This window comes from Candidatus Pelagibacter sp. HIMB1636 (genome assembly GCF_052047675.1).
GTDB lineage: Bacteria > Pseudomonadota > Alphaproteobacteria > Pelagibacterales > Pelagibacteraceae > Pelagibacter.
In genome coordinates this window covers 886,924-912,441 of the sequence record NZ_JBNAJP010000001.1, presented here as the reverse complement: position 1 = coordinate 912,441, position 25,518 = coordinate 886,924, and the positions used below count along the sequence as shown (strand labels likewise).

Annotated in this window: 22 protein-coding genes, 2 tRNA genes and 1 other RNA gene; 18 read left to right on the top strand and 7 right to left on the bottom strand. The window is 27.6% G+C overall.

The window, feature by feature from the left end:
- Positions 1-61: 61 nt before the first annotated feature.
- The 4 genes from ACTTA6_RS04830 to carA all read right to left on the bottom strand — a co-directional run bounded on the left by ACTTA6_RS04830 (position 62) and on the right by carA (position 5,144).
- Positions 62-274: a hypothetical protein gene (locus ACTTA6_RS04830; RefSeq protein ID WP_440613855.1), complete on the bottom strand. Its 213-nt coding sequence runs from the start codon at positions 272-274 to the stop codon at positions 62-64.
- A gap of 3 nt (positions 275-277) precedes the next feature.
- Positions 278-664 (bottom strand): hypothetical protein, encoded by a 387-nt coding sequence (locus ACTTA6_RS04825; RefSeq protein ID WP_440613856.1) that lies wholly within the window; start codon positions 662-664, stop codon positions 278-280.
- A gap of 87 nt (positions 665-751) precedes the next feature.
- Positions 752-3,970, bottom strand: a complete 3,219-nt coding sequence (gene carB, locus ACTTA6_RS04820; protein WP_440613857.1) for a carbamoyl-phosphate synthase large subunit — start codon at positions 3,968-3,970, stop codon at positions 752-754.
- On the bottom strand, positions 3,948-5,144 hold the full coding sequence (carA, locus tag ACTTA6_RS04815) for a glutamine-hydrolyzing carbamoyl-phosphate synthase small subunit (RefSeq protein WP_440613858.1): 1,197 nt from the start codon (positions 5,142-5,144) through the stop codon (positions 3,948-3,950). The genes carB and carA overlap by 23 nt, the downstream gene beginning before the upstream one ends.
- A gap of 127 nt (positions 5,145-5,271) precedes the next feature.
- Between carA and ACTTA6_RS04810 the strand changes: the two genes are divergently transcribed.
- The 7 genes from ACTTA6_RS04810 to ACTTA6_RS04780 all read left to right on the top strand — a co-directional run bounded on the left by ACTTA6_RS04810 (position 5,272) and on the right by ACTTA6_RS04780 (position 10,842).
- Positions 5,272-5,733, top strand: a complete 462-nt coding sequence (locus tag ACTTA6_RS04810) for a GatB/YqeY domain-containing protein (RefSeq protein ID WP_440613859.1) — start codon at positions 5,272-5,274, stop codon at positions 5,731-5,733.
- Positions 5,733-7,508: a DNA primase gene (gene dnaG, locus ACTTA6_RS04805; RefSeq protein WP_440613860.1), complete on the top strand. Its 1,776-nt coding sequence runs from the start codon at positions 5,733-5,735 to the stop codon at positions 7,506-7,508. Before ACTTA6_RS04810 ends, dnaG begins: the two co-directional genes overlap by 1 nt.
- A 65-nt stretch (positions 7,509-7,573) precedes the next feature.
- Entirely contained in the window at positions 7,574-9,397 is a 1,824-nt protein-coding gene (rpoD, locus tag ACTTA6_RS04800) for an RNA polymerase sigma factor RpoD (RefSeq protein ID WP_440613861.1), read from the top strand.
- 4 nt (positions 9,398-9,401) lie between these two features.
- A tRNA-Val gene (locus ACTTA6_RS04795) sits at positions 9,402-9,476 on the top strand.
- 70 nt (positions 9,477-9,546) lie between these two features.
- Complete coding sequence (locus tag ACTTA6_RS04790; RefSeq protein WP_440613862.1) at positions 9,547-10,095, top strand: tetratricopeptide repeat protein; 549 nt, start codon at positions 9,547-9,549, stop codon at positions 10,093-10,095.
- Positions 10,092-10,697 (top strand): 2OG-Fe(II) oxygenase, encoded by a 606-nt coding sequence (locus tag ACTTA6_RS04785; protein ID WP_440613863.1) that lies wholly within the window; start codon positions 10,092-10,094, stop codon positions 10,695-10,697. The genes ACTTA6_RS04790 and ACTTA6_RS04785 overlap by 4 nt, the downstream gene beginning before the upstream one ends.
- A gap of 68 nt (positions 10,698-10,765) precedes the next feature.
- Positions 10,766-10,842, top strand: a tRNA-Ile gene (locus tag ACTTA6_RS04780).
- Between the two features lie 3 nt (positions 10,843-10,845).
- Here the strand turns inward: ACTTA6_RS04780 and ACTTA6_RS04775 are convergent.
- Genes ACTTA6_RS04775 through ACTTA6_RS04765 form a run of 3 tightly spaced genes read right to left on the bottom strand, consistent with a single transcriptional unit; the run spans position 10,846 to position 12,730 of the window.
- Entirely contained in the window at positions 10,846-11,316 is a 471-nt protein-coding gene (locus tag ACTTA6_RS04775) for a hypothetical protein (RefSeq protein WP_440613864.1), read from the bottom strand.
- Between the two features lie 5 nt (positions 11,317-11,321).
- Positions 11,322-11,906 carry an MlaC/ttg2D family ABC transporter substrate-binding protein gene (locus ACTTA6_RS04770; RefSeq protein ID WP_440613865.1) on the bottom strand — a complete coding sequence of 195 codons (585 nt, stop codon included), beginning with the start codon at positions 11,904-11,906 and terminating at the stop codon, positions 11,322-11,324.
- A 17-nt stretch (positions 11,907-11,923) separates the two neighbouring features.
- Positions 11,924-12,730, bottom strand: coding sequence for an MlaA family lipoprotein (locus tag ACTTA6_RS04765; protein ID WP_440613866.1), 807 nt, complete (start codon positions 12,728-12,730; stop codon positions 11,924-11,926).
- Positions 12,731-12,834: 104 nt separating this feature from the next.
- Here ACTTA6_RS04765 and ACTTA6_RS04760 point away from each other — a divergent pair, with 104 nt between their 5' ends.
- From ACTTA6_RS04760 to ACTTA6_RS04710, 11 genes are all read left to right on the top strand, one after another.
- On the top strand, positions 12,835-13,566 hold the full coding sequence (locus ACTTA6_RS04760) for an N-acetylmuramoyl-L-alanine amidase (protein ID WP_440613867.1): 732 nt from the start codon (positions 12,835-12,837) through the stop codon (positions 13,564-13,566).
- A gap of 41 nt (positions 13,567-13,607) precedes the next feature.
- Positions 13,608-13,964: RNase P RNA component class A (gene rnpB, locus ACTTA6_RS04755), an RNA gene on the top strand.
- A 262-nt stretch (positions 13,965-14,226) separates the two neighbouring features.
- Entirely contained in the window at positions 14,227-14,694 is a 468-nt protein-coding gene (mraZ, locus tag ACTTA6_RS04750) for a division/cell wall cluster transcriptional repressor MraZ (protein ID WP_440613868.1), read from the top strand.
- Between the two features lies 1 nt (position 14,695).
- A complete protein-coding gene (gene ftsZ / locus ACTTA6_RS04745) occupies positions 14,696-16,171 on the top strand; it encodes a cell division protein FtsZ (protein WP_440613869.1) in 1,476 nt (491 codons plus the stop codon).
- A gap of 18 nt (positions 16,172-16,189) precedes the next feature.
- The gene (rsmH, locus tag ACTTA6_RS04740; protein WP_440613870.1) at positions 16,190-17,200 is read left to right on the top strand and encodes a 16S rRNA (cytosine(1402)-N(4))-methyltransferase RsmH; all 1,011 of its coding nucleotides are present in this window, start codon (positions 16,190-16,192) and stop codon (positions 17,198-17,200) included.
- Positions 17,197-17,505 (top strand): cell division protein FtsL, encoded by a 309-nt coding sequence (locus tag ACTTA6_RS04735; RefSeq protein WP_440613871.1) that lies wholly within the window; start codon positions 17,197-17,199, stop codon positions 17,503-17,505. Before rsmH ends, ACTTA6_RS04735 begins: the two co-directional genes overlap by 4 nt.
- Positions 17,502-19,193, top strand: a complete 1,692-nt coding sequence (locus ACTTA6_RS04730) for a peptidoglycan D,D-transpeptidase FtsI family protein (protein WP_440613872.1) — start codon at positions 17,502-17,504, stop codon at positions 19,191-19,193. The genes ACTTA6_RS04735 and ACTTA6_RS04730 overlap by 4 nt, the downstream gene beginning before the upstream one ends.
- A gap of 2 nt (positions 19,194-19,195) precedes the next feature.
- Positions 19,196-22,039 (top strand): UDP-N-acetylmuramoyl-L-alanyl-D-glutamate--2,6-diaminopimelate ligase, encoded by a 2,844-nt coding sequence (locus ACTTA6_RS04725; RefSeq protein WP_440613873.1) that lies wholly within the window; start codon positions 19,196-19,198, stop codon positions 22,037-22,039.
- Positions 22,040-23,125, top strand: a complete 1,086-nt coding sequence (mraY, locus tag ACTTA6_RS04720; protein WP_440613874.1) for a phospho-N-acetylmuramoyl-pentapeptide-transferase — start codon at positions 22,040-22,042, stop codon at positions 23,123-23,125. It abuts the gene before it with no gap.
- Positions 23,125-24,408, top strand: coding sequence for a UDP-N-acetylmuramoyl-L-alanine--D-glutamate ligase (gene murD, locus ACTTA6_RS04715; RefSeq protein ID WP_440613875.1), 1,284 nt, complete (start codon positions 23,125-23,127; stop codon positions 24,406-24,408). The genes mraY and murD overlap by 1 nt, the downstream gene beginning before the upstream one ends.
- The gene (locus ACTTA6_RS04710; protein WP_440613876.1) at positions 24,398-25,516 is read left to right on the top strand and encodes an FtsW/RodA/SpoVE family cell cycle protein; all 1,119 of its coding nucleotides are present in this window, start codon (positions 24,398-24,400) and stop codon (positions 25,514-25,516) included. The genes murD and ACTTA6_RS04710 overlap by 11 nt, the downstream gene beginning before the upstream one ends.
- The last annotated feature ends 2 nt before the right edge of the window (positions 25,517-25,518 follow it).

The following is a 25,518-nucleotide window of genomic DNA, read 5'->3' as shown; positions in this document are numbered from 1 at the left end:
ATCATTAAACTTAAATCTTGTTGCTGACAATAAATATTTAATTTTATCTAAATAATTAAGGCTAAGAGTAGCTTGCAGCAATTAATGCAATTGCAGAAACGGTAGACACAAAATAGATTAGTTTTTTCCTTTTCTTCTCTTGCCCGTTAATCTTATCCATCATTTCTTCATAGCTTAATTTAGCGTTATATTCATTTTTTTCTAAATAAGCCTTAGGTACCACCACATCATTTATTTTTTTATTTTTTAAAATTATATGTTGAATATTGTTCATAATTTAAATTTTCGCAGAAAGCTCAATTAATTCTTTGAGAATTATTTCATTATTTTCTAAATTTTTTTTTCTCCACTCTTGAGAAACATAAATTTTTGAATTGTCTCTAATTAACCAATTTAACTTGATTAATTCTGAAACTTTTCTTCTAACAGTTTCTCTTGGAAGACCAAGACTTCTTGAAATTAAATTAATACTTGCTCCATTTGAAGTAGAGCAAAAAACCTCATTTTCACAAATTAGATTTTCATTTGTGAAATTTTTTAAATTAATTCTGCTTACTAATTTTAATATTTGAGGGTAATAAGATCTGTCACCAAAGTCTGATATATCTTTTGTATATATTGAAGCGATTAAATCTTCGATTATTTTGTAATTTTGTAAATGCATAAGATGACCTTTTACCCAAATTGGGTTTTTTTTAAAATAAAATTTATATTATTATCTATGCTTAATATATAATTTTTCTATAGATATTTATTGAATAGCTTGAACTTCTAGCTTCTTAGTTTTCAAAGATTTAATTGCTTCCAAACATGCTAGAGCAGTAGACATGTTTGTGCAATATGGAACTTTATTTTTAAGAGTTGCTCTACGAAGTGCAATAGCATCATTTAATCTGTGCTCACTGTTTCCACCACCAGTATTAATTACAAGTGCAATTTTATTTGAGTCTAAAACATCTACAATGTGAGGACTACCACTGCTCACTTTGTTAATAATTTTGCATTTCATCCCATGTTTTTGAATATATTCAGCAGTACCTTTTGTTGCACATAATTTGAAATTAAGCTTTATTAGCTGTCTTGCTAAATCAATACCTTCATCTTTATGAGAGTCTTTTAAAGATATAAATGCTAGACCTTCTTTTGGAAGTGAATTGGCTGCAGCAATTTGACTTTTGGCAAAAGCCATTCCAAAATCTTTATCAAATCCCATTACTTCACCTGTGGACTTCATCTCAGGGCCTAACAGTAAATCGCTATTTGGAAACTTATTAAAAGGAAATACAGCTTCTTTTACTGCATACATTCCTTTTGATTTATCTTTAAGATCAAATTTAGAAAGCTTTTCACCAGCCATTATTCTTGATGCAATCTTTGCAAGGGGAATTCCTTTTGCTTTTGATACAAAAGGTACAGTTCGACTAGCACGAGGATTTACTTCAATAATATAAATTTCATCTTTCTTAATTGCATATTGAATATTCATAAAACCTTTTACTTTTAAAGCTAGAGCCAGTTTCTTTGTTTGGTTTTCAATTTCTTTTATAAGATATGGTTTAATAGATACTGGTGGTAAACTGCAAGCTGAGTCTCCAGAATGAATTCCTGCCTCTTCAATGTGTTGCATGATACCTGCCACATAAACATCTTTACCATCAGAAATAGCGTCTACATCAACTTCCATTGCGTGATCTAGAAATTTATCAATTAGAATTGGATTTTCTTCTGCAGCTTTAAACGCTTCTTCAACAAAGTTTTTTAACTGACTTTTTTCATGGACAATTTCCATTGCTCTTCCACCTAAAACATATGAAGGTCTAACCACTAGCGGTAAACCAATTTTTTCAGATATCTTAATTGCCTCTTTGAATGTTTTTGCAATTCCACTATCTGCTTGTTTTAAATTTAATTTAATTAATAAATTTCTAAATTGATCTCTATCTTCTGCTAAATCTATTGAGTTATATTGTGTCCCTAAAATTGGAAGTTTGTTATCATTTAAAAATTTAGCAAGCTTAATTGGAGTCTGTCCTCCAAACTGAGCAATAACTCCAATTAGATTTCCTTTTTCTTGCTCCTTTTTAATTATGTTAAATACATACTCTTCTTTCAAAGGTTCAAAATATAACCGATCACTCGTATCATAATCAGTAGATACAGTTTCAGGGTTGCAATTAACCATGATGGTTTCAAAACCTGCATCTTTTAATGAAAAACTTGCCTGACAACAGCAATAATCAAATTCAATTCCTTGGCCTATTCTGTTTGGTCCACCACCTAAAATTATTATTTTTTTTTTATTTGATGGATCTGCTTCGCACTCAGAACTTATTGAAAAATTTCTTTGATAAGTTGAGTACATGTAAGGCGTAAATGATTTAAATTCAGCAGCACACGTATCAACTTTTTTGTATACTGGCAGCACTTTTAGAGCTGTTCGTTTTCTTCTTACTTTATCTTCTGAGGAATTTGTAAGTTCAGCTAACTTTTTGTCTGAAAAACCTATAGATTTTATTCTATTAAATTCATTATAATTTTTTGGAAGACCTCTTTTTTTAATGGCTAACTCGTTATCAACAATTTCTTTAATTTGTCCTAAGAACCAAGGATCAATTTTAGATAAACTATATATTCTTTTTAAGCTAATTTTTTTTCTTAAAGCTTCGGCAACAAGAAGCATTTTATTTGGAATATGATCTTTCAGTTTTTTTTCTATTTGTTTTTTATTAAGATTAAATATTTGGTCTAAACCAGACAAACCAGTTTCTAAGGAGACCAATGCTTTTTGAACAGATTCTTTGAAATTTCTTCCAATTGCCATTGCCTCTCCAACAGATTTCATTGAAGTACCTAAAGTCGCTGGTGAGGTAGAAAATTTTTCAAAAGTAAACCTAGGTATTTTAGTTACTACATAGTCAATACTTGGTTCAAAAGAAGCAGGTGTTACTTTTGTAATCTCATTTTTAAGTTCGTCTAAAGTATAACCAACTGCGAGCTTAGCTGCTACTTTTGCAATTGGAAACCCAGTTGCTTTAGATGCAAGTGCTGATGATCTAGATACTCTAGGGTTCATTTCAATAACAACCATTCGTCCATCTTTTGGATTGATAGCAAATTGAACATTAGACCCGCCTGTCTCAACTCCAATTTTTCTTAAACATGCAATAGAGGCGTTTCTCATAACTTGATATTCTTTATCAGTAAGAGTTAAGGCTGGAGCAACAGTAACAGAATCTCCTGTATGAATTCCCATTGGATCAATATTTTCTATCGAGCAAATAATGATACAGTTGTCTTTTTTATCCCTCACAACTTCCATCTCAAATTCTTTCCAACCTTCTAGACATTCTTCTACAAGAACTTGGCTTACAGGGGACTCGTGTAAACCATTTTTTATTATTTTAAGATATTCTTTTTTATTCTTTGCTATTCCACCACCTAGACCACCTAGGGTAAATGCAGGTCTAATAATTGCAGGCAAACCAATTTTATTTAGAACTTTAGAAGCTTGATTGATATTATTAACTATCTCAGATTTTGGTAAATCTAAACCAATATCAATCATATTTTTTCTAAATTTCTTTCGATCTTCAGCATTAGAAATTGCTTTAGAATTTGCCCCAATAAGTTCTATTTTGTATTTTTTTAATATCCCTTTTTTCTCTGCCTCCATTGCAAGGTTAAGAGCAGTTTGGCCTCCCATTGTTGGAAGAATTGCATCTGGTTTTTCTTTTATAAGAATTTTTTCTAGAACCTCTAATGTGATGGGTTCTATGTAAGTTTTATCTGCAACATCAGGATCGGTCATGATTGTTGCAGGGTTAGAATTAATTAAAACAACTTTATAACCTTCATCTTTTAAAGCTTTACAAGCTTGAGTTCCTGAATAATCAAACTCACATGCTTGGCCAATAATAATTGGACCAGCACCTACTACTAATATTTTTTTAAGATCTTTTCTTTTTGGCATTTTTTTTCATATTGTTAATAAATTCTTTAAATAAATAAACGCTGTCTTGAGGTCCTGGATTAGACTCGGGGTGATACTGCACTGAAAATATAGGTTTGTTTTTTAATTTAATTCCTTCAACACTATTATCAAAAAGAGATTGATGAGTTACCTCAATATTTTTTGGTAAAGTTTCTTCAACCACTTCAAAACCATGATTTTGACTTGTTATTTCAACATTGCCATGAACTAAATTTTTTACAGGATGGTTAGCTCCTCTATGACCTAGTTTCATTTTTTTTGTTTTACCGCCTAGGGTCAAAGCTAAAATCTGATGTCCTAAACAAATTCCAAATATTGGTAAATTTCTTTTAATAAGTTCTTTGATTATATTTATTGCATATTTTCCAGTTGCAGCAGGATCACCAGGTCCATTTGATAGAAATATTCCATTAGGCTTAAGTTTAATTATATTTTCTGCAGAGGTGTCACATGACACAACTGTCACTTTGCAATTAAAATCAGAAAAATATCTTAAAATATTTTTTTTTATACCGTAATCAATTGCAACAACGTGAAATTCATTTTTTTTATTTTTGATAAATCCATCTTTCTTTTTCCAAGTCTTAAAACCTTTCCAAATATAATTTTTTGGAGTTGATACTTCTTTAGCAAGATCAAGGTTTTTTAATCCACTCCATTTTAGAGTGGTATTTGTTAGTTTGCTTAAATTGAATTTTTGTTTTCTTGAGAAAGCAATCGTTCCTTTTGGTGCTCCTTTATCTCGAATAAAATTAGTTAAACTTCTAGTATCTAGACCGGTGAGACCAACAATTTTATTTTTCTTTAGCCATGAATCTAGATGTAAGAAAGCTCTGTAATTTGATGGATCAGTTATTTCTGAATTAAAAATCACTCCTTTGGTCCATATCTTATCAGACTCTATATCTTCTTTATTAGTTCCAACGTTTCCAATATGTGGAAAGGTAAAATTAATAATTTGACCTGCATATGATGGATCCGAGATTATTTCTTGGTAACCTGTTAAAGAGGTATTAAAGCACACTTCTCCAGTTGCCTCTCCTTCGTAGCCAATACCAATTCCTTTAAATACCCTCTTATTTTCAAGAACTAAAACGCCAGTATTAATTTGATAAATATTTTTTGAGTTAATTTTTTTTGAATTTTTGATCAATTACAACTCATGAGTTAAAGGTTAATACAATAATTGCTTTATTATCGCAACAGAGATGTATTATAAAATTGTAAAAAAACAATTTTTCTTTTGAAGAATTTTTTCTTTTAAGTAGATTAAAAAAATTATGTCATTAAAGCACACTATCGAAAACGAATATAAAAATGCTCTAAAATCGAAAGATAAAAATAAAATATCAACCTACAGGTTAATTTTATCTTCTATTAAGGATCTCGATATTTCGAACCGTTCTGGCCCCAACAAAAAAGACACAGATGATGAAGATATAAAAAAACTAATTAAAAAAATGGTTAAACAAAGAGCCGAATCTATTGAAATTTATAAAAAAAATAACAGAGTGGATTTATTAGAAGTTGAACAGAATGAGTATGATATTTTAACAAGTTTTTTACCCAAACAGATGAGCGAAGAAGATACCAAAAAATTATGTGCTGAATTAATAGCTAGGTTAGGTGCTAGCTCCGTTAAAGATATGGGCAAAATAATGGGTGAGCTAAAGAAATCTCATTCTGATGAAATTGATTTCTCTAAAGCTGGATCAATAATTAAGGGATTATTGAATAGTTAATGAAATACCCCAAAGAGTACTTAGATGAAATTAAGACACAGTTGAAAGTATCAATGGTTGTTTCAAAAACAGTTTTATTAAAAAAAAGAGGTAAAGAATTTGTGGGTTTATCTCCATTTAAAAATGAAAAAACACCTTCATTTACTGTTAATGATGAAAAAGAATTTTATCATTGTTTTGCTACCTCAGAACATGGGAATATTTTTGATTTTGTGATGAAAACTCAGAATTTAAAGTTTGGAGAAGCTGTTAAGTATTTAGCTCAATTAGCAGGTATGCAACCATATTTGTTTTCAAAAAAAGATGAAGAAAGAGAAAGAAAATGGAATGAATATAAATCAATTTATAGTGAGTATGTTGATTTTTACCATAAGGAATTAATTAAAAACGAACAACATTCAAATGCTAGAGAGTATTTAAAAAATCGATCATTAACTAAAGAAGATGTAAAAAAATTTAAAATGGGATATGTTGAAAAAAATCCAAATATTTATGAACAACTAAAAAATAAATATAATCAACAAACTTTAATTGAAACTGGATTATTTTATTTAGATGAAAAAAAGAATACTTGTGTAGAAAGATTTAGAGGAAGATTAATTTTTCCAATTAACAATATAACTGGTCAACCAATTGGTTTAGGTGGAAGAATAATAGAAAATCTAGATTATCTTGCAAAATATATTAACTCACCTGAAACTTTATTTTTTAAAAAAGGATCAAACTTATATAACCTAGATTTAGCTAGAAAATTATCAAACAAAGTAGATCATATTTATTTGGTCGAAGGTTATATGGATGTTGTTGGGTTAAGTAAAAATAGAATTGATAATGCTGTTGCAAATCTTGGTACCTCATTAACTGATAAACAAATTCAAATTCTTAATCAATTTTTTGATGATATAATTATATGCTTTGATGGTGATGAAAGTGGTTATAAAGCAGCATTAAGAGCTGCGGAAAATTCAATTAGAGAATTAAAACCAGAAAAACAAATTTCATTCTTATTTTTACCAAACAAGGAAGACCCTGACAGTTATGTTAATAAAAATGGTAAAGCTAATTTCATAGAATTTACAAAACAATCTAAGTTATCAATTCATCAATTTATTTTTAGTCACTATAAAAAACAAACTGAAAATAACCCTTCTTCCATGGCTATTTTTGAAAAAAGATTAAGAGAGGTAGCAAACACTATCAAGGATGATTATATTAAAAAATATGTATTAGAATATTTTTTAGAGAAAATTGCAGAATTAACGCCTCATTCAAATCAAAAAAATAAAAAAAATTATAAAAAACCAACTAAATCTTTAGATGCTACCAAGAAGTATTACAATGAAAGCCAATCTTTATCTGGAGTTGAACTTAAAGAGTTTTCTTTAATTTATTTGATAATTAATAATTTAAATTTAATGCAATCAAATATTCATTTAATTGAAAATATTAAATTTTTTACTGAAGTTAATAAAAAAATCTTTAATCAAATAATTGAAATTTTAAAATCTGAAAATCAAATAGCTGTACAAGACTTAAATTTAGATAGTCAGATAATTGAAAAAATAAATAAATTTGCGCCAATAAAATATATTTTAAAAAATAATACTGAAGATGAACAGAAAATTATTGAATTGCTTGAAGATATTTCACGAGATTTAATGAATTATGATCTTGAGTTTAGAATTCAAGAATTAGAATCGAAGTTCTCAGTGGATATGAGCGAGAGCACATTTAATGAGCTAAAAGAGCTCAAAAAAAAGCAGAATCTCAATTAATCTGGACAAATTTGTAATGGATTTTTACAGATTTGACATTATATAAGACTTTCAATTTTATCGCTGTGGAAAGAATTATTACAAAATCGTTTGCTAGATTAATGGGTCGTGGAACCCATAGAGGTTTTATAACATATGAAGAACTTAGCAAATCATTAGGTAAAAGAAATTTATCAGATGAAAATCTTGCTCAAGCTTTTATCCATATCTTAGATGAAAATATTTCATTAGTTGAAAAAAAATCAGATTTTAAAGTTCTTAGAAAAAAAGAAAATTCAAATAAGGAAGAAGGAAAGACAATTGAAAAAAGTGATGATCCTATCAGAATGTATTTGCGTGAAATGGGAGGTGTTGAGTTACTTTCAAGAGAAGGAGAAATTGCAATTGCAAAAAGAATAGAGGCTGGAAAAGATGTAATGTTAATTGCTCTATCACAAAGCCCTATAACAGCACAACAATTTTTTGAGTGGAATGAAAAACTTCAAAATGATGAAATCTTAGTTAGAGAAATTATAGATATTGATACTAACTATATGGAAGATGAAACAACTGGACCAAGTGCTAAACAAAAGAACGCTGGTGAGACAGACAAAGAGGAAGGCTCTTCAGACGAAGATGATGATTTCAATCCTACTCTTGCAGCAATGGAGACAGAAATTAAACCTAAAGTTTTAAAAACAGTAAATGTATTAACCAAAGAATATTCCAAACTCATTAAATATCAAAAAGAAAAATTAGATTGCGTTCTAAATTTAAAAAGCTTTACTTCAGCAAAAGAAAAAGGATATGAAAAAATTGTAAATGACATTTTAGAAAATATCAAATCACTTCAACTTTCTCCTTCTGTTTTAGAAGAACTTGTTCAAAAGCACTATCTTGAGAATAAAAAAATAGTTTCTTTAGAGGGCAATCTTTTAAGACTTGCGATGGATCAAAAAATTCCACGAAATGAATTCATAAAATTTTATGTTGGTAATGAAATAAACCCAAATCTTAAAAAGTTTTTGGATACAAATATTGTGTGGAAACAATTCTTTGCAAAAAATAAAGAAGAATTTAAAAACATCAGAGAAAGACTTATTGAGATAAGTCACAAACTTGGAATTTCAGTTACTGATTTTAAAAAATTAGTAAGTAGAATTCAAAAAGGTGAAAAAGAATCAAGAATAGCCAAAAAGGAAATGGTTGAAGCTAATCTAAGATTAGTAATTTCAATAGCTAAAAAATACACAAATAGAGGATTGCAATTTTTAGATTTAATTCAAGAGGGCAATATTGGTTTGATGAAAGCAGTTGATAAGTTTGAGTATAGAAGAGGATATAAGTTTTCTACATATGCAACTTGGTGGATTAGACAAGCAATTACAAGATCAATTGCAGACCAGGCGAGAACAATACGTATTCCTGTTCACATGATAGAGACAATTAATAAAATAGTGAGAACTCAAAGATTAATCTTAAGTGAATTTGGTAGAGAGGCAACACCTGAAGAACTGGCTCAAAAATTAAGAATGCCTCTAGATAAAGTTAGAAAAGTTTTAAAAATTTCAAAAGAACCAGTTTCACTTGAAAAACCTGTTGGTGATGAAGAAGATAGTAGTTTAGGAGATTTTATTGAAGATACAAAAGCTTTAGCCCCATTAGAGCAAGCTATAAAATCTAACCTCGGAGAAGCAACTACAAAAATTTTATCTACATTAACTCCTAGAGAAGAAAGAGTTTTAAGAATGAGATTTGGTGTAGGAATGAACACTGATCACACTTTAGAGGAAGTAGGTTTACAGTTTTCTGTAACTAGGGAAAGAATTAGGCAGATAGAGGCCAAAGCTCTTAGAAAATTAAAACATCCAAGCAGATCTAAACAATTAAAAAGTTTCTTAGAAAGCTAAATTAGGGCCGTTAGCTCAATAGTAGAGTACTGCATTGACATTGCAGGGGTAGTTGGAGCGTAACCAACACGGCCCACCATATAATAATATAAAATACTATTTTAAAATACTTTTAAGTCGTTTAATTATACTTGTTAAATATTAAAATTATGGACAAAATCACTGATGAAATAATTCAAAAAGCAAATTTTTCAATCAAAAATTCGTCTTTTGTTGAGGCTGAAAGTTTACTGAATAATGCAATTAAAGAAGGCAATTTTGATTATAGAGCCTATTTCTTGCTTGGAACTTTGTATATAAAATTTAATAAACTTGACTTAGCAGAAATAAACTTAAGAAAATCATTAGAACTTAATGAAAACTTTTTTAATTCATTTCATAACTTGGCAGTTGTATTAAATTTAAAAAAAAAATTTTCAGAAGCTCAACTTTTTTTTGAAAAAGCATTAGAATTAGAGCCTTGTAATTTAGAAAGTTTAATTGAGTTAGGAAGAAATTATGAATTAATGAATAAATTTTCTGAAGCAAAAGAAAAATATCAAAAAGTATTAAAATTAAATCCAAATAATAAAATTGCAAATGGTCTTATAGGTAGAATGTTAATAAATTTAGGATTTCATAGAGATGGATTAAAACATATAAGAAAATCGCAAGGTTTAATAAGATTTAATCAAACTAGTTTTGAAATAATAAAATGAAAAGATTAGAAAATAATTCAAATAAAATAAACTTCATTGGCTGTTGGAGTTCTGACAAAGAAAAACTGTTTGATCGTCTTGTGGAATATTTCGAGAAGAATTCAGATCTTCATAGACCAGGACTAGTAGGTGGAGGTAAATTAAATCATAATAATAAAAAAACTACTGATATTACAATTGATCCAATTGATTTAGAAAATAAAAAAAATTTCATTTTTAGGGAGTATTTTGAATTATTATTTGAATGTTATAATGATTATAAAAAACAGTGGCCTTTTGTAGCTGAAAAATTTCAATCTGTTGATATACCTAGCTTTAATCTACAAAGATATTTACCAGGTGATCATTTTTCAAAAATACATACAGAAAGAAGTACAACATCAAACATGCATAGAATTTTTGCCTGGATGACTTATCTAAACAATGTTGAAGAGGAGGCTAATGGAGCTACTTATTTTTCGCATTACAATATAAAAATTAAACCAGAAAAAGGAAAAACTTTAATTTGGCCAGCAGAATGGACTCATGCTCATTTAGGAGAAAAATTGATAAAAGATAAAAAATATATAATTACTGGATGGATGTGTTTCCCATTTATATAAATATTTTTGAAAATTAATTTATCTTAGATTGATAAGTGCTAAAATATAGTATAACAAGTTTCATTTTTGGGCCTGTAGCTCAGTTGGTTAGAGCAGTACACTCATAATGTATTGGTCCCAGGTTCGAGTCCTGGCGGGCCCACCATACCTAATCTTTTGATATACCTGCTAGTTTCTGTAAGAGGTATATTTCTTTATCTGTTAACCCTTTTTTATTTAATTCAGCAATTATTTCTTTTTTGATATTTTTCATAGCTAAAAATGAAAGAACACCAACAGCTAAAGTAACCAACGAAATCCAAAAATTTGATATATTTATAAGTATTAAAAATATTGAAATTGCAATCCAAAAAACTGTTAAACCCGTAACAATTATCTTTTGACTTTTTAAATCTTTAATTTTTAAAAAAAATAGAAACATGAGAGTTAAGAGTATTAAAATCCCAGAAATTGTAAACCACAGGTAAATTGAAATATCAGATGTACTTCCACCTACAAAAGTATCCTCCAATGCTTCGTTAATAAAGTATAAAATTATCCCTTTATATGATGAATAGATTAAAAAAAATGAAGAAGTTAAAGCTGAAATTAAAAGTATTGATTTAGTTGAAATCTTCAAAATTATTAGCTGTTTGAAAAATCCCTTAATTTTGAAATCAATGCATTGATATCACCATCAGCACTAAGGATAATTGAATTAAATTCCTCTTTCTGAGTTCTTGCTAAACTTAATCCTTCAATAATAAGATCTCTAATAAGTGGTTGTTCCTTATTTTTTGTATAGATTCTCCAATCTATTTTTACAGCCGGTCTCTTATCAGTCGCCACAAGAGTACTTGAGACTATAGTGTAGTTTTCATTTATTTTTTTTTTTGTATCAACGTTTATAATTGGATTTGAATATTCTGCCAATCTACTTGAGAAACTTTGCAAAAAGTATTCAGTAAAAACTTTTTCATATTCATTTTTTTGTTCATCAGATGCACTTTTCCTATGTGCTCCAAGTGAATAGAAACCTATACCTCTTATATCAACTGTATCTAAAGCTATTGATTTCAATTCATCCATTCTTTCTTCTTTTGTTAAACCACTACTTAGAGTTTCAGCAGCTCTATTTACAGTGGATTGAACAAAAACATCAGCTTCAATCGAGAAACTGTTTGTTAAATTAAGATTAAACAAGACCAATAATATAAGTATTTTTTTCATTTTAATGAGATAATTAACTATTTATTTTCGATTTCTTCCCAGCCATTATCATCTTCAAAAATTATTTCTAAGTTTCCTCTTTGAAGATTTTTAATTTTATTTTCTCTGTCTTGTAAATATAAACTTCTTATAGAAGCATAAAAATCTATTGAATTTTTTTCAAGGTTTTCAAGTGACTCTATGTTATTTGCTCTAAATTCGATACCACTTATACCTTTAGATGCCAAATAAATTCTCTCACTCAAAAATTCATTGTTACCATGTGTAGAGGCATTATACCAAGGGTCTCCACCTAGTACATTAGCAAAAGATCCTGCAGTATCCCTAACGGTAGATGGACCTAGTACTGGAAGGACAAGGTAACAACCTGGTCCAAATCCCCATTTACCTAACGTCTGACCGTAATCTTCTCTTTCATATTTTGGAAATCCTATTTTATTAGCAACATCAACAAATCCTAAAATTCCAACAGTGCTATTGACTAATAATCTTCCAGTATTAACAAATGCAGTTTTAACATCACCTTGTAAAACATTATTTGGTATTGTTATTAAGTTAGATAAGTTTCTTACAGCGTTACTTGTACCTGTTTGTACTCCCTCTGGTAATTTTCTATATCCTTTTGCTATAGGTTTTAGCAATGTTTTATCAAGACCTTGGTTAAATGAAAAAGTTGCTCTATTTAACTTTTCGAAGCAGTCTCTAGTTTTTTTTATTTGCTCAGTTTTATTTTTGTTTAAAGTGTTTTCTCCATCTGATCCAGCATAGGCATTAAATCCTTGTAGGAAAATTAGAACTGAGATTATTAATAATTTTTTAAGCATAGCACACCTTATATTATATAAATTCTTATAATAAAGAAATTTTTAAATTAGAAAAATGTCGATAAAGTGTTTATTAATTGTTGAAAATAGACCCCAAATTGAGCATGAAAATTAATTCAAATTATTCACCTAATTTTGATTCAAAAAAAAGGAGTTTAGATAAAATTAATTTCATTATTTTTCATTATACAGGAATGAAAAATGAGAAAAAAGCTATTGATAAATTATTAGATATTAAGTCCAAAGTAAGTTGTCATTACTTTATAAAAAATAATGGTGAAATTTTAAGAATGGTTCCTGACTCATATACTGCTTGGCATGCAGGAGTTTCTAGTTGGAAAAAGTTTAAATCTTTAAATAAAAATTCTATTGGAATTGAAATAAATAATCCTGGTCATGAGTTTAAGTATAAAAAATTTTCAAAAAAACAAATTTATTCTGTAATTAAATTGACTAAATTTATTATTAAAAAATATAAAATTAATCCAAAATCAATATTAGGTCATTCGGATATTGCACCAGATAGAAAAAAAGATCCAGGTGAAAAATTTCCGTGGGAATTTTTGTCAAAAAAAAAGATAGGTATCTGGCATGAGTTAAAATCAAATGAAATTAAAGTTTATAGAAAATTAAAATTAAGCAACATATTAAAAATAAAATTTATAAATAATCTTTATAAAATTGGATATCCTAAGAACTCAAAAATAAATAAAAATAAATTCATCAAAAATATTACTGTTGCGTTTCAAAGGAGATTTAGACAAGAATTGATAGACGGGAAAATTGATAAAGAATGTTTGTTAATAAGTGAAAACTTAATAAAAAAGCTTAATTAAATTGTCTTGTAATTTTTAAGTTTGATAATAAGTTAACTCTGCCAGATAAATGACTTATCGCTTTAATTTATTTTAAAGAGGAAAGTCCGGGCTCTACAAGGACACAGTGCCAGGTAATACCTGGCGGGGGAGACCCTAGGGACAGTGCCACAGAAAATAAACCGCCATAACATGGCAAGGGTGAAAAGGTGTGGTAAGAGCACACCGGTTCTATTGGTAACAATGAACGCTGGAAAACCCCACTGGGAGCAAGACTAAGTAGAGATGACATTGTTGCAAAACTAAAAGCCGTCCTTGGCTAGTCATCAGGGTTAGTTGCTTGAGCTTAAGAGTGATCTTAAGCCTAGACAAATGATAAGTTTAAATGACAGAACCCGGCTTATAGTTTATCTGGCACTTCACAGTTTAAAAATGAAAAAATAAAATATCTATAAAATTATTTTCATAGCTAGAAGCATTAATTTAAATAGAGCTTAAATAAGCATCTTCATTATCTCAGAAACCAAACAAATGAAAGAAATCAGTAATTTTAAATCATTATTTAAAATTTTCCTCATAAAATGAATTTAATTAACTAGAGAAACAACATTTGACTATCTTTTTAAATACCCATATATTCCCATATATTCCCATTTATGGAATTTATAAAATTAAAAAAACATGTTTTTATCTACTTACGAGAACAGATTGGACAAAAAAGGGAGAGTGTCTGTGCCTGCTAGCTTCAGATCTTATTTGTCTAATTTAGGTTATAATGGTGTTATTTGTTATCCATCTTTTAATAATTCTTCGATAGAAGCATGCTCCCAAGACAGAATTGAAAAAATTTCCTCTGCAATAGACTCTTTAAATCCTTTTGAGGAAAAAAGAGATTATTTTGCAACATCAATATTGGCAGAAAGTACTAATTTACAGTTTGATAGTGAAGGTAGAATTTCTCTTTCATCAAAATTACTAAAACATGCAAAAATAAAAAATAGCATGTTGTTTGTTGGTCAAGGTCAAACCTTTCAAATATGGGAACCAACAGCATTTGAAAAATTTAAGACATCAGCAAGAAAAAAAGCAAATTTAAATCGAGCAAGTCTTAAATGGGAAAAACATTTAAACAACAACGAGGGGAAATAAGATGACAATTAACTTTAAAGCACCAGAGATAAAAGAACTACAGCCACGACTTTTAGTTTTAGGAGTAGGTGGAGCTGGAGGAAATGCAATAAATGAAATGATTGATAATAAACTTCAGGGTGTAGAATTTATTGCAGTTAATACTGATGCTCAAGATTTAAAGTTAAGTAAAGCAAAAACAAGAATTCAAATTGGTTTAAATTTAACAAAGGGTTTAGGTGCTGGTGCAAAATTAGATATAGGACAAGCGGCTGCTGATGAATCTTTAAATGAAATTGTAAATACACTTCAAGGTGCAAATATGGTTTTTATTGCAGCAGGTATGGGTGGTGGAACGGGTACTGGTGCTGCTCATGTCATCGCTAGAGCTGCTAAAGAATTAAATATATTAACGGTAGGTGTTGTGACTCTTCCATTTTTATATGAAGGCCCCTCTAGAATGAGAAGAGCACAACAAGGACTGGAAGAATTAAGAAAACATGTTGATACAATAATTGTTATTCCAAACCAAAACTTATTTAAAATTGCAAATGAGCAAACAACTTTTGAAGAGTCTTTTAATCTTTCAAATAATGTTTTGATGCATGGGGTTCAGAGTATTACAGATTTAATGGTAAGACCTGGATTAATCAATTTAGATTTTGCAGATGTTGAAACAGTAATGGCTTCAATGGGCAAAGCAATGATGGGAACAGGAGAAGCTGAAGGTGAAGGTAGAGCACTTAAAGCGGCAGAGATGGCAATAAGCAATCCATTAATTGATGATTATACTTTAAAGGGCGCTAAAGGATTACTAGTAAATATCACTGGTGGTAAAGATCTTAAACTTTTTGAAGTTGATGAAGCAGTTAACAAAGTAAGAGCAGAAGTTGATCCAGAGGCAGAGTTAATTATAGGAGCAATAACAGATGCTGACTTAGACGGAAAAATGAGAGTTTCAATTGTTGCAACCTCATTAGATGGTCAACAACCAGAGTCTAAATCAGTGGTAAATATGGTGCACAGAATACAAAATCGTAATCCTGGTTACTCTGATTTCTCAAATATGGGCTCTCCAGCGTTTAATTTTTCAAATTCATCAAGTCCAATCACTCACGGTGCTAACGCTCTTAAGGTTGAAAATGAAATGGTTCAAGAACAAGAGCAAGTAAGTGTTGAAAATAACATGATGAATGAAAATTTTGCTAAAGAAAATAGTGTAGTAACAGAAAACATTGTCGAAGACAGCACTGTAAATGAAATGGAAAAATCGTTTACTCAAGAAGCAGTAGAAACATTTGAAGAAAAAAATTATGATGAAAATGTTCAAGAAGAACCATTAAATGATCTCAAGGAATTTGGTGTAAGTTCAGATTCACCAGATTTATTTAGCTCAGAAAGTGAAAACTCTTCACCTTCAGATTTGTTGAATTCTGAGGATCAAGAAGATGAAGACGATCTTGAAATTCCTGCTTTCCTAAGAAGACAAAAAAATTAATGGTCTTCAAAGAAATAAATGGAAGCCACCATAGTACCGGATGTACAAAAACATTATCCAGTACTGCTAGAAGAAATTATTAGCGTTATTACCCCTCAACATGGTGGCACATTTATAGACTGTACATTTGGTCAAGGTGGATATTCAAAAAAAATATTAGAGTTTGAAAATACAAACGTAATAGGACTTGATAGGGATATTGAAAGTCAAAAAGTTGCAAACTCAATTTTAGAAAATTTTGAGGATAGATTTATTTTCAAAAATTTAAAATTTAGTCAATTAACGAATTTAAAAATTAAAAACGAAAATATCAAAGGTGTTATTTTTGATCTAGGATATTCATTAACACAAATGAAAGATCCTAAAAAAGGATTGTCATTCAACTCAACAACAGATTTAAATATGCAATTGGGTTTAAATAACTATTCAGCTGCCGATGCTATAAATAAACTTGATGCAAAAGAGTTAGAGAAAATTTTTAAATACTTTGGAGATGAAAAAGATGCAAAATATATTTCTAAAAATATTGTAAAAGAAAGATTAAATAAGAAAATTGATACACAGGGTTTAATTAAAATTGTTGATAAATCAAAAATAAGAAAAAATTTTAAAGTACATAATTCAACTAAAGTTTTTCAAGCTCTCAGAATTTTTGTAAATAAAGAAATTAGTGAATTAATTTATGGACTAATAAATGCTACAAAAGTACTAAAAAAGGGAGGTGTTTTAGCAGTTGTTACGTTTCATTCTTTAGAAGATAAAATTGTAAAATATTTTTTAAAAAGCCTTTCTCAAAATAAAAGTATTTCAAGATACACACCTCAAACTAAACAAAAAGAAACTCTTTTTAATTTAAGTCAAAAAAAACCAATTGTTCCATCTGATCTTGAGATAAAAGAAAACCCACCTTCGAGATCTGCAAAACTAAGATATGCAATTAAGAAAAGTGATTTCTTTAATTTTGAAACAGATATAGAGGAAAAATTTAAAAATTTTTTAGAAATTGAAAAGTTTGGAGATAAACTTTGAAAAAATTATTACTAGCATTAACAATTATAATTTTAGTTTTAACTACAGCAATTATCAAAAATACTACAAAAAAAATTGAAGATAAAATATTTGCTTATAAAGAAAGTGTAAGACTTTTAAAATCAGATTTAGAAAATATTCAGTTGGAATATGATTATTTAAGTTCTGCTGAAAAATTATTAGAATATCAATCTTTATATTTTGAAGATCAATTAGTTCAAAAAAAAATAGAAGATATTAAAATTTATAATATTTCAGAAAATGTAAATAAATTAGAGGATTATAAAATAACTAAGGAAAAATGAGTAATTTTAATGAAAGATTAACAATTGAAGATCACAAAAATGATTTTGATTATAAAAAAAGCAATACTGGATTAAATATTCAATTTAATCGAGTTGCTTTTATTTTTTTTGTGTTTTTTGTTATTTATTCAATATACACAATACATTTAATTCATTTAGGATCTCGAGAGGCAAAAATTGAAAATACAAGCAACACACTTGCTTTTAGTAGTGATCTTTACAGAGCAGATATTTTAGATATTAATGGAAATTATTTAGCAAAAACAGTTAAGTCTATTGATGTTGGTCTCAAAACTTCAGACATAATTAGTAAAGAAAAATTACTGTTAAGTCTAAAAATTATTTTCCCAGACAAAGATTTTAATGAAATTGAAAAAAAAATAGAAAACAAAAAGTTTTTTTATTTAGAAAAAAAAATTTCAGAGGAAAAATATGAGCAAATTATGAAGTTGGGAGATAAATCTCTTATCCCTGAAGAAAAAGTGCTTAGAATGTATCCACAGAAAAATCTTTTTAGTCATATTTTAGGACAAATAGATAATGACAATAATGGTATTTCAGGTTTGGAAAAATCGTTAAATGAAAATCTTAGATCATCTAGAGACTCAATTAAATTAACTGTTGATAAAGACATTCAATTTTTAATTAGAAAAGAATTATTAAAATATCAGGAAATTTTTAAAAGCAAAGGAAGTGCAGCAATTTTAATGGATGTTAATAATGGTAATATACTCTCTTTAGTTTCATTACCTGATTTTAATCCAAATGAGAGAAAAAATATATCAGATGTAAATTATATCAATAGAGTAACAAAAGGAACATACGAACTTGGTTCAGTTTTTAAAGTTTTTACTTTTGCAAGCGCTTTAAATGAAAAATTAATTGAACCAGATACTGAATTTTTAGATTTACCAAAATCAATTAAGTGTGACCGATACAGAATTGGAGAATATGATAATGAAATACCTTCAGATTTAACTGCTGAGCAAATTTTAGTTAGATCTGGAAACATAGGCTCAGTACGAATTGCTCAAAAAGTTGGTCCAGAAAAATTTAAATCTTTTTTAGAGGATATTGGAGTATTAAGACAAATTGATTTTGACATTGAAGAGGTTGCACCCCAAATTGACTATGATTTTGGAAAATGTAGATTAGCAACAGCTTCTTTTGGTCATGGAGTAGCAACAACCATTCTTCAACTAGCAAAAGGATATGCTATTTTGGCCAATGGTGGCTATGATGTAAAACCAACATTGGTTTTTAAGAAAGATAACAAAAAAAATAACAACAAAAGAATAATTAATAAAGGAATTTCAGAACAAGTTGTTAATGCTTTAAGAAAAATTGTTAATACAGAGGAGGGTACTGCTAGATTTGCAGATGTTCAAAATTATGAAATTGGAGGCAAAACAGGCACAGCTGACCAACCAGAAGGAGGAAAATATTCAGAGGCAAAAATAAATACTTTTAGTTCGGTATTTCCAACATCAAATCCTCAATTTGTATTTGTTGTGATGTTAGATACACCTAAAAAATCAAAAGATTATTATTATAAGTATAGACATAGAAAAGGTGGATGGAAGGGAACACTTTATAATACAGCTGGGTGGACATCAGTAGAGGTAGCAGGAAAAGTAATTGATAAAATTGGGCCTATTTTAGCCACAAAATATATACAGGTTAAATAGTGATGTTACTTGGAAATTATTTTGATGGTATCCACAAAAATTATAAAAAATTATTTTTTTCAGGTATTTCTTTTGATACGAGATCTATAAAAAAAAATAATATTTTTTTCGCAATCAAAGGAAGTGATATTGATGGAAATAAATTCATTTCCGAAGCTATAGAAAAAGGTTCTAAAATAATTGTTACAGAACAAAAAATAAAAGATTTTCGTAATGGAATTTTGTTTATAAGAACAAAAAATATAAGAAAATTATTAGCAGAAGTCTCATTTAAAATTTACAACAAAATACCAAAAAATTTAGTAGCTGTTACAGGAACTAATGGAAAATCTTCAGTTGCTGAATTTTATCTTCAAATAATGAAATTAAATAAAAAAAAAGTAGCTTCAATTGGAACATTAGGAGTTAAATCAAAAAATATTAATTTAAATTTACTTAATACAACAATTGATCCTATTAGATTAGGCCAGATCTTACAAAAATTAAAAAAAGAAAAAGTTGAAAACGTTATCATGGAAGCTTCCAGTCATGGATTAAAACAATTTAGATTAGATGGATTAAACTTTAAAACTGGAATTTTTACAAATTTATCACAAGATCATCTTGATTATCACAAAAATTTAAAAAATTATTTAAAAGCAAAACTTTATTTATTTGAGAATTTAATTGAAAAAAAAGGAAATATAATTACAGATAAAAATATACCTCAGTATAAAACAATCAAGAAAATCTCTTTAAAGAAAAAATTAAAATTATCAGCAATAAATGAAAAACAAAGTAATTTTGAAATATTATCTCATAGATATGATAATGAAAATCAACTAATCAAATTTAAACATAAAAATTTAATTAAGGAAATTAATTTAAATTTAATAGGTAAAATTCAAATCAAGAATATTTTGATGGCTGCAATGGCAGCACAAAAAAGTAATTTAAATTTTGAAAATATTTTAAAAGCCTTACCAAAATTAAAACCAGTTGAAGGTAGATTGGAAAAAATTGGAAAAATTAAAAATAATTCAATTGTTATTCTTGATTATGCACATACGCCTGATGCTTTAAAAGTTTGTCTTTTAAATATTAAGGAGCAATTTCCTGATAAAAAGTTAAACCTTTTATTTGGTTGTGGGGGGAATAGAGACCAAAACAAAAGAATGAAAATGGGTAAAATAGCAAGTATCTATGCAGATAATATCTACCTAACTGATGATAACCCTCGTTACGAAAACCCAATAAAAATAAGAAAAGATATTAAAAAGGGCATCAATGGCAAGAAAATTAAAGAAATTTCTAATAGAGGAAAAGCAATATCAGAAGCTATTAAAAATTTGAAAAGTGGAGACGTTTTAGTAGTTGCAGGAAAAGGGCACGAAAGCACACAGGAAATTGGTAAAAAGGAAATTAAATTTTCTGATAGAAAAAAAATTCTAACTGAAATCAAATTGAAAAACGAAAATTTGTCTGATCAATTAAAGATAAATATAATTAAAGAACTTTCCAAAACTCAAAAATTATCAAAGTCTATTTCTATAAATAATGCTAGGATTAATTCTAATGAAGTAAGTAAAAATGATGTATTTTTTGCCATCAAAGGAAAAGTAAATGATGGAAATAATTTTATTTCACAATCATTTAAGATGAAAGCATCATTAGCAATTGTAAATAAAATTCAAAATAATCTTGATATTAAAAGACAGATAAAAGTTAAAAACACCTTAAAATTTTTAACGAATGTTTCAAAAGTATATAGAAAAAATATAAGCACTAACATTATAGCTATCACAGGTAGTTGTGGGAAGACTACACTCAAAGAATTATTAGGAAGTGTGTTGGGAAAAATTTCAATTACAAGTATATCACCAAAGTCTTATAACAATAAATTTGGAGTTCCTTTAAGTCTTCTTAATATTAAAGAAAATGATCAATATGGAGTTTTAGAAGTAGGAATGGACAAAAAAGGTGAGATTGATTATCTAACAAAAATAATTGAGCCTAATGTTGGAGTTATTACAAATATAAATTATGCACATGTAAAAAATTTCAAAAATATAAAAGAGATTGCCTTAGCAAAATCAGAGATTATAAATAATATTAAATCAAATGGTTCTATTATCTTAAATGCAGATGATAAATTTTTTAAACTTCATAGACAAATTTCTAAAAAGAAAAAACTTAAATTAATTTCATTTGGCATCAAAAGTAAAAGAGCATCTATTAAGTTAATAGATGTTAAATCGTTTGGAAAAAATTTTAAAATTAAAATTAGATTTATGAATAAAATTAAACATTTTATAATCTCTGATGACTATCAAAACAATATTTATAATATTCTATCTGCATTAGCTGTTATTAGTGTGAATTTAAATATATTTAATTTAAATAAAAATATTTTTTTAAATTTCAAAATTCCTGATGGAAGAGGGGACCATTCAACAATAAAAATAAATAATAAAAAAATAAATTTAATTGATCAAAGTTATAACTCAAACCCACTATCATTAAGTTCAGCTATTAAAAATTTTGATAAAATAAAGTCAAACAAGTCTAAAAAATATTTGCTACTTGGAGATATGTTGGAGCTTGGTAGTTATTCCAAAAAACTTCATGAATCTATTGCTCCACTAATAAATCAAACTAAAATTGATAAGGTTTTTGTAAAAGGAAAAATGGCTTCTTTGATATATAAAAAAATTTCTAATAGTAAAAAAGGTAAAATATTAAGTAACAATTCTCAGATCGATGAATTGATTAGAAATGATATTAAAAACAATGATTATTTAATGATTAAAGCCTCACTTGCGACAGGTTTCAATAAGATAGTTAATGAAATAAAAGGTTTAAATTAAATGCTATATCAGTTTCTATTAAATTTTGTTGATAATTTTGGCTTTTTAAACGTCTTTAAATATTTAACTTTCAGAACTGGTTTATCTTTTTTTACATCATTAATGATAGTTCTATTTGTTGGTGGACCTTTTATAAAATTTTTTTCAAATCAAAAGATTTTCAATCCAATTAGAGATGATGGACCTGAAGATCACATAGTTAAAAAAATTGGAACTCCAACAATGGGTGGAATTATTATTTTACTTGGCCTAATAATTTCAGTTATTTTATGGGCAGATTTATCAAATAATAATATTTTATTTTGTTTATACATTGCTATTTCATTTGGATTACTTGGTGCATTCGATGATTATAAAAAAATTAAGCAAAGTAATTCTTCTGGTATTTCATCAAAGTTTAAAATAACTGTACAAATTATATTAGCGCTAATAGGAGTGGGTTTGTTTGTCTATTTGAATGATTATCAAGATTTAAATAATTTATATTTTCCTTTTTTTAAAAATTTAATAATTAATCTTGGATGGTTTTTTATACCTTTTGCTGTATTTGTAATAATAGGTTCTTCTAATGCTGTAAATCTTACAGATGGTCTAGATGGTTTAGCAACGGTACCAGTAATATTGGTGGCAGCTTGTTTTGCATTTATAAGCTATGTAACTGGAAATATTGTTTTTTCAAATTATTTACAAATTCCTTACATTGAAGGAACAGGTGAAGTTGCAATTTTTTGTGGAGCAATTATTGGAGCTTGCTTAGGATTTTTATGGTTTAATGCTCCTCCAGCTAAAATTTTTATGGGAGACACAGGCTCTTTATCTTTAGGTGGTTCTTTAGGAACAGTAGGTATTATAACAAAACATGAGATTGTTTTAGCGATTACGGGAGGTCTTTTCGTTTTAGAAGCAGTCTCCGTAATGGTTCAGGTAATTTCATTTAAACTTACAGGAAAAAGAATTTTTAGAATGGCACCCATACACCATCATTTCGAGAAAAAAGGTTGGCCTGAATCTACTGTAGTTATTAGATTTTGGATTATCTCAATAATTTTAGCAATGATAGGACTTGCTACGTTAAAATTAAGATAATGAAAAATAAAAAAAATATTTTTTTAAGAAAAAAAATATTAATATATGGATTAGGCAAAAGTGGAATATCTTCATATAAATTTTTAAAAAAAAAAGCAGATGTTTATCTTTTCGATGACAATCCAAAAATAAATAAAAAATTAGTTAGTTTAAGTAAAATTTCAAAAATAAGTTTTGATGTAATTATTATTAGTCCAGGAATAGATATTTCAAAATGTAAATTATCGACGTTCTTGAAAAAAAATTTACAAAAAATTTATACAGATCTTGATGTTTTGTACTCTTTTTATGATAATTTGAGCATAACAATCACAGGTACTAATGGGAAATCAACTACAGCAAAAATACTACATGATGCTTTAGTTGATCAAAAAAAAGATGCTCGATTGATTGGTAACATAGGAAACCCAGCGCTTGCAGAGAAAAAAATAACAAAAAAAACGATTTTTGTGATTGAAGCCTCGTCATATCAGCTAGATTATTCAAAGATTTTTAGATCAAAATATAGCTTAATTCTAAATATTTCAGCAGATCACATTGAAAGACATAAGAACCTTAAAAATTACGTTAATGCAAAATTTAAATTAATAGAATCTCAAGTTAAGGGTAATTTTGCATACGTTAAAAAAAATGATTCATTAATTTCAAAAAAAATTAAAAAAAATAAATTTAAGTCAAAAATTTATAAAGTTGATATCTCAAATTTGAAAAACATAATTGATAAGATTAGCAATAAATACTTTGCTTCCGACGGTAATAGAGAAAATCTCTCATTTATTTTTGAAATTGCACCTAAATTGAAACTATCTAAAAACAGATTAATCCAAACGATTAATAATTTTAAAGGTCTTAATTATAGACAACAAATTGTTTTTGATAAAAAAAATTTAACAATAATAAACGACTCCAAATCAACAAGCTTCGCTTCTTCAGAAAATATATTAAATAATTTGAATGATGTTTATTGGATTTTGGGAGGAATACCAAAAAAAAATGATAAGTTCAAATTATCTAAAATAAAATGCAAAAATATAAAAGCGTTTATTTTTGGTTCATATCGAAATAAGTTTCACAAAGTTTTAAGAAATAAATTAAAGGTTAAAAAATATAAAACTTTAAATGACACCTTACGTGCAATTTTCTTAGAGATAAAAGATCAAGAAATTAAAAAAAATATAATTTTTTTTAGTCCTGCCGGTGCATCATTTGATAATTTTAAAAATTTTGAAGATAGAGGCAATTACTTCAATAAACTAGTTAAAAAATTAATATATGCAAAATAATAGCATAATTCATAAATTTTATTACCAGTGGTGGAAAAATATTGACAAACCTATATTGTTTTTAGTTAGCATTCTATTCACTATTGGACTTTTTTTTTCTTTGGTATCAACATCACTCATAGCTTCAGACAAATTAGATACCAACAATTATTTCTTTTTTTTTAAACATTTAATTTATGTAATTATTGGAGTAATTCTTATTTTTATTTTTTCATCTTTAAATCAAGATAAATTTTATAAATTTTCAATAATTCTCTTTTTTGTTTCATTGCTCTCTTTGTTTTTAGTACCTATAATTGGCATAGAAGTTAAAGGATCAAGAAGATGGATCGATTTATTTTTTTTACCAAGATTTCAACCCATAGAAATAGTGAAACCTTTCTTGATTGTAATTCTTTCAATTATTTTATGTAAAAGTGAAACCAATATTTTATTCAAATATTTAGTATCAACAATTTTAATGACTTTAGTTTCTTTGCTACTGATAATTCAGCCAGACATTGGCCAAACATTATTAATAGTTTTTTCATGGGCTGTTTTGATATTTTGCTCAGGTATTAATTTATATTTTTTGCTCACAATCTCTTCTATTGGATTAATTTTGTTGTCTTATATGATTATTTACATACCAAAATTTAATTATATTAAAGCTAGAATTTTTTCATTTTTTGATAAAGAAACAGGTACTCATAATTTTCAATCAGATAAAGCAATAGAGTCAATAACAAGTGGAGGTTTTTTTGGAAAAGGTATAGGAGAAGGAACGCTCAAAAATAGAGTACCAGAAGCGCATACTGATTATATTATTTCAGTAATTTCCGAAGAGTTTGGTGTGATTGCCATAATTTTAATCTTAATTTTGTTTTTAGTCCTAATTTATATGGTTTTTAAAAAAATCAGTTTTGAAACTGAGGAGCAAAATAAACTTATTCTAATTGGATCAGTAAGTTTAATTCTTATGCAGGCAACAATTCATATTGGAGTTAATATAAGATTATTTCCAACAACTGGAATGACATTACCTTTTTTGAGTTATGGAGGCTCTTCAATTGTAAGTACCTCAATATTGACAGGTATAATTTTAAACTTAACAAAAAGAAAAATATAATA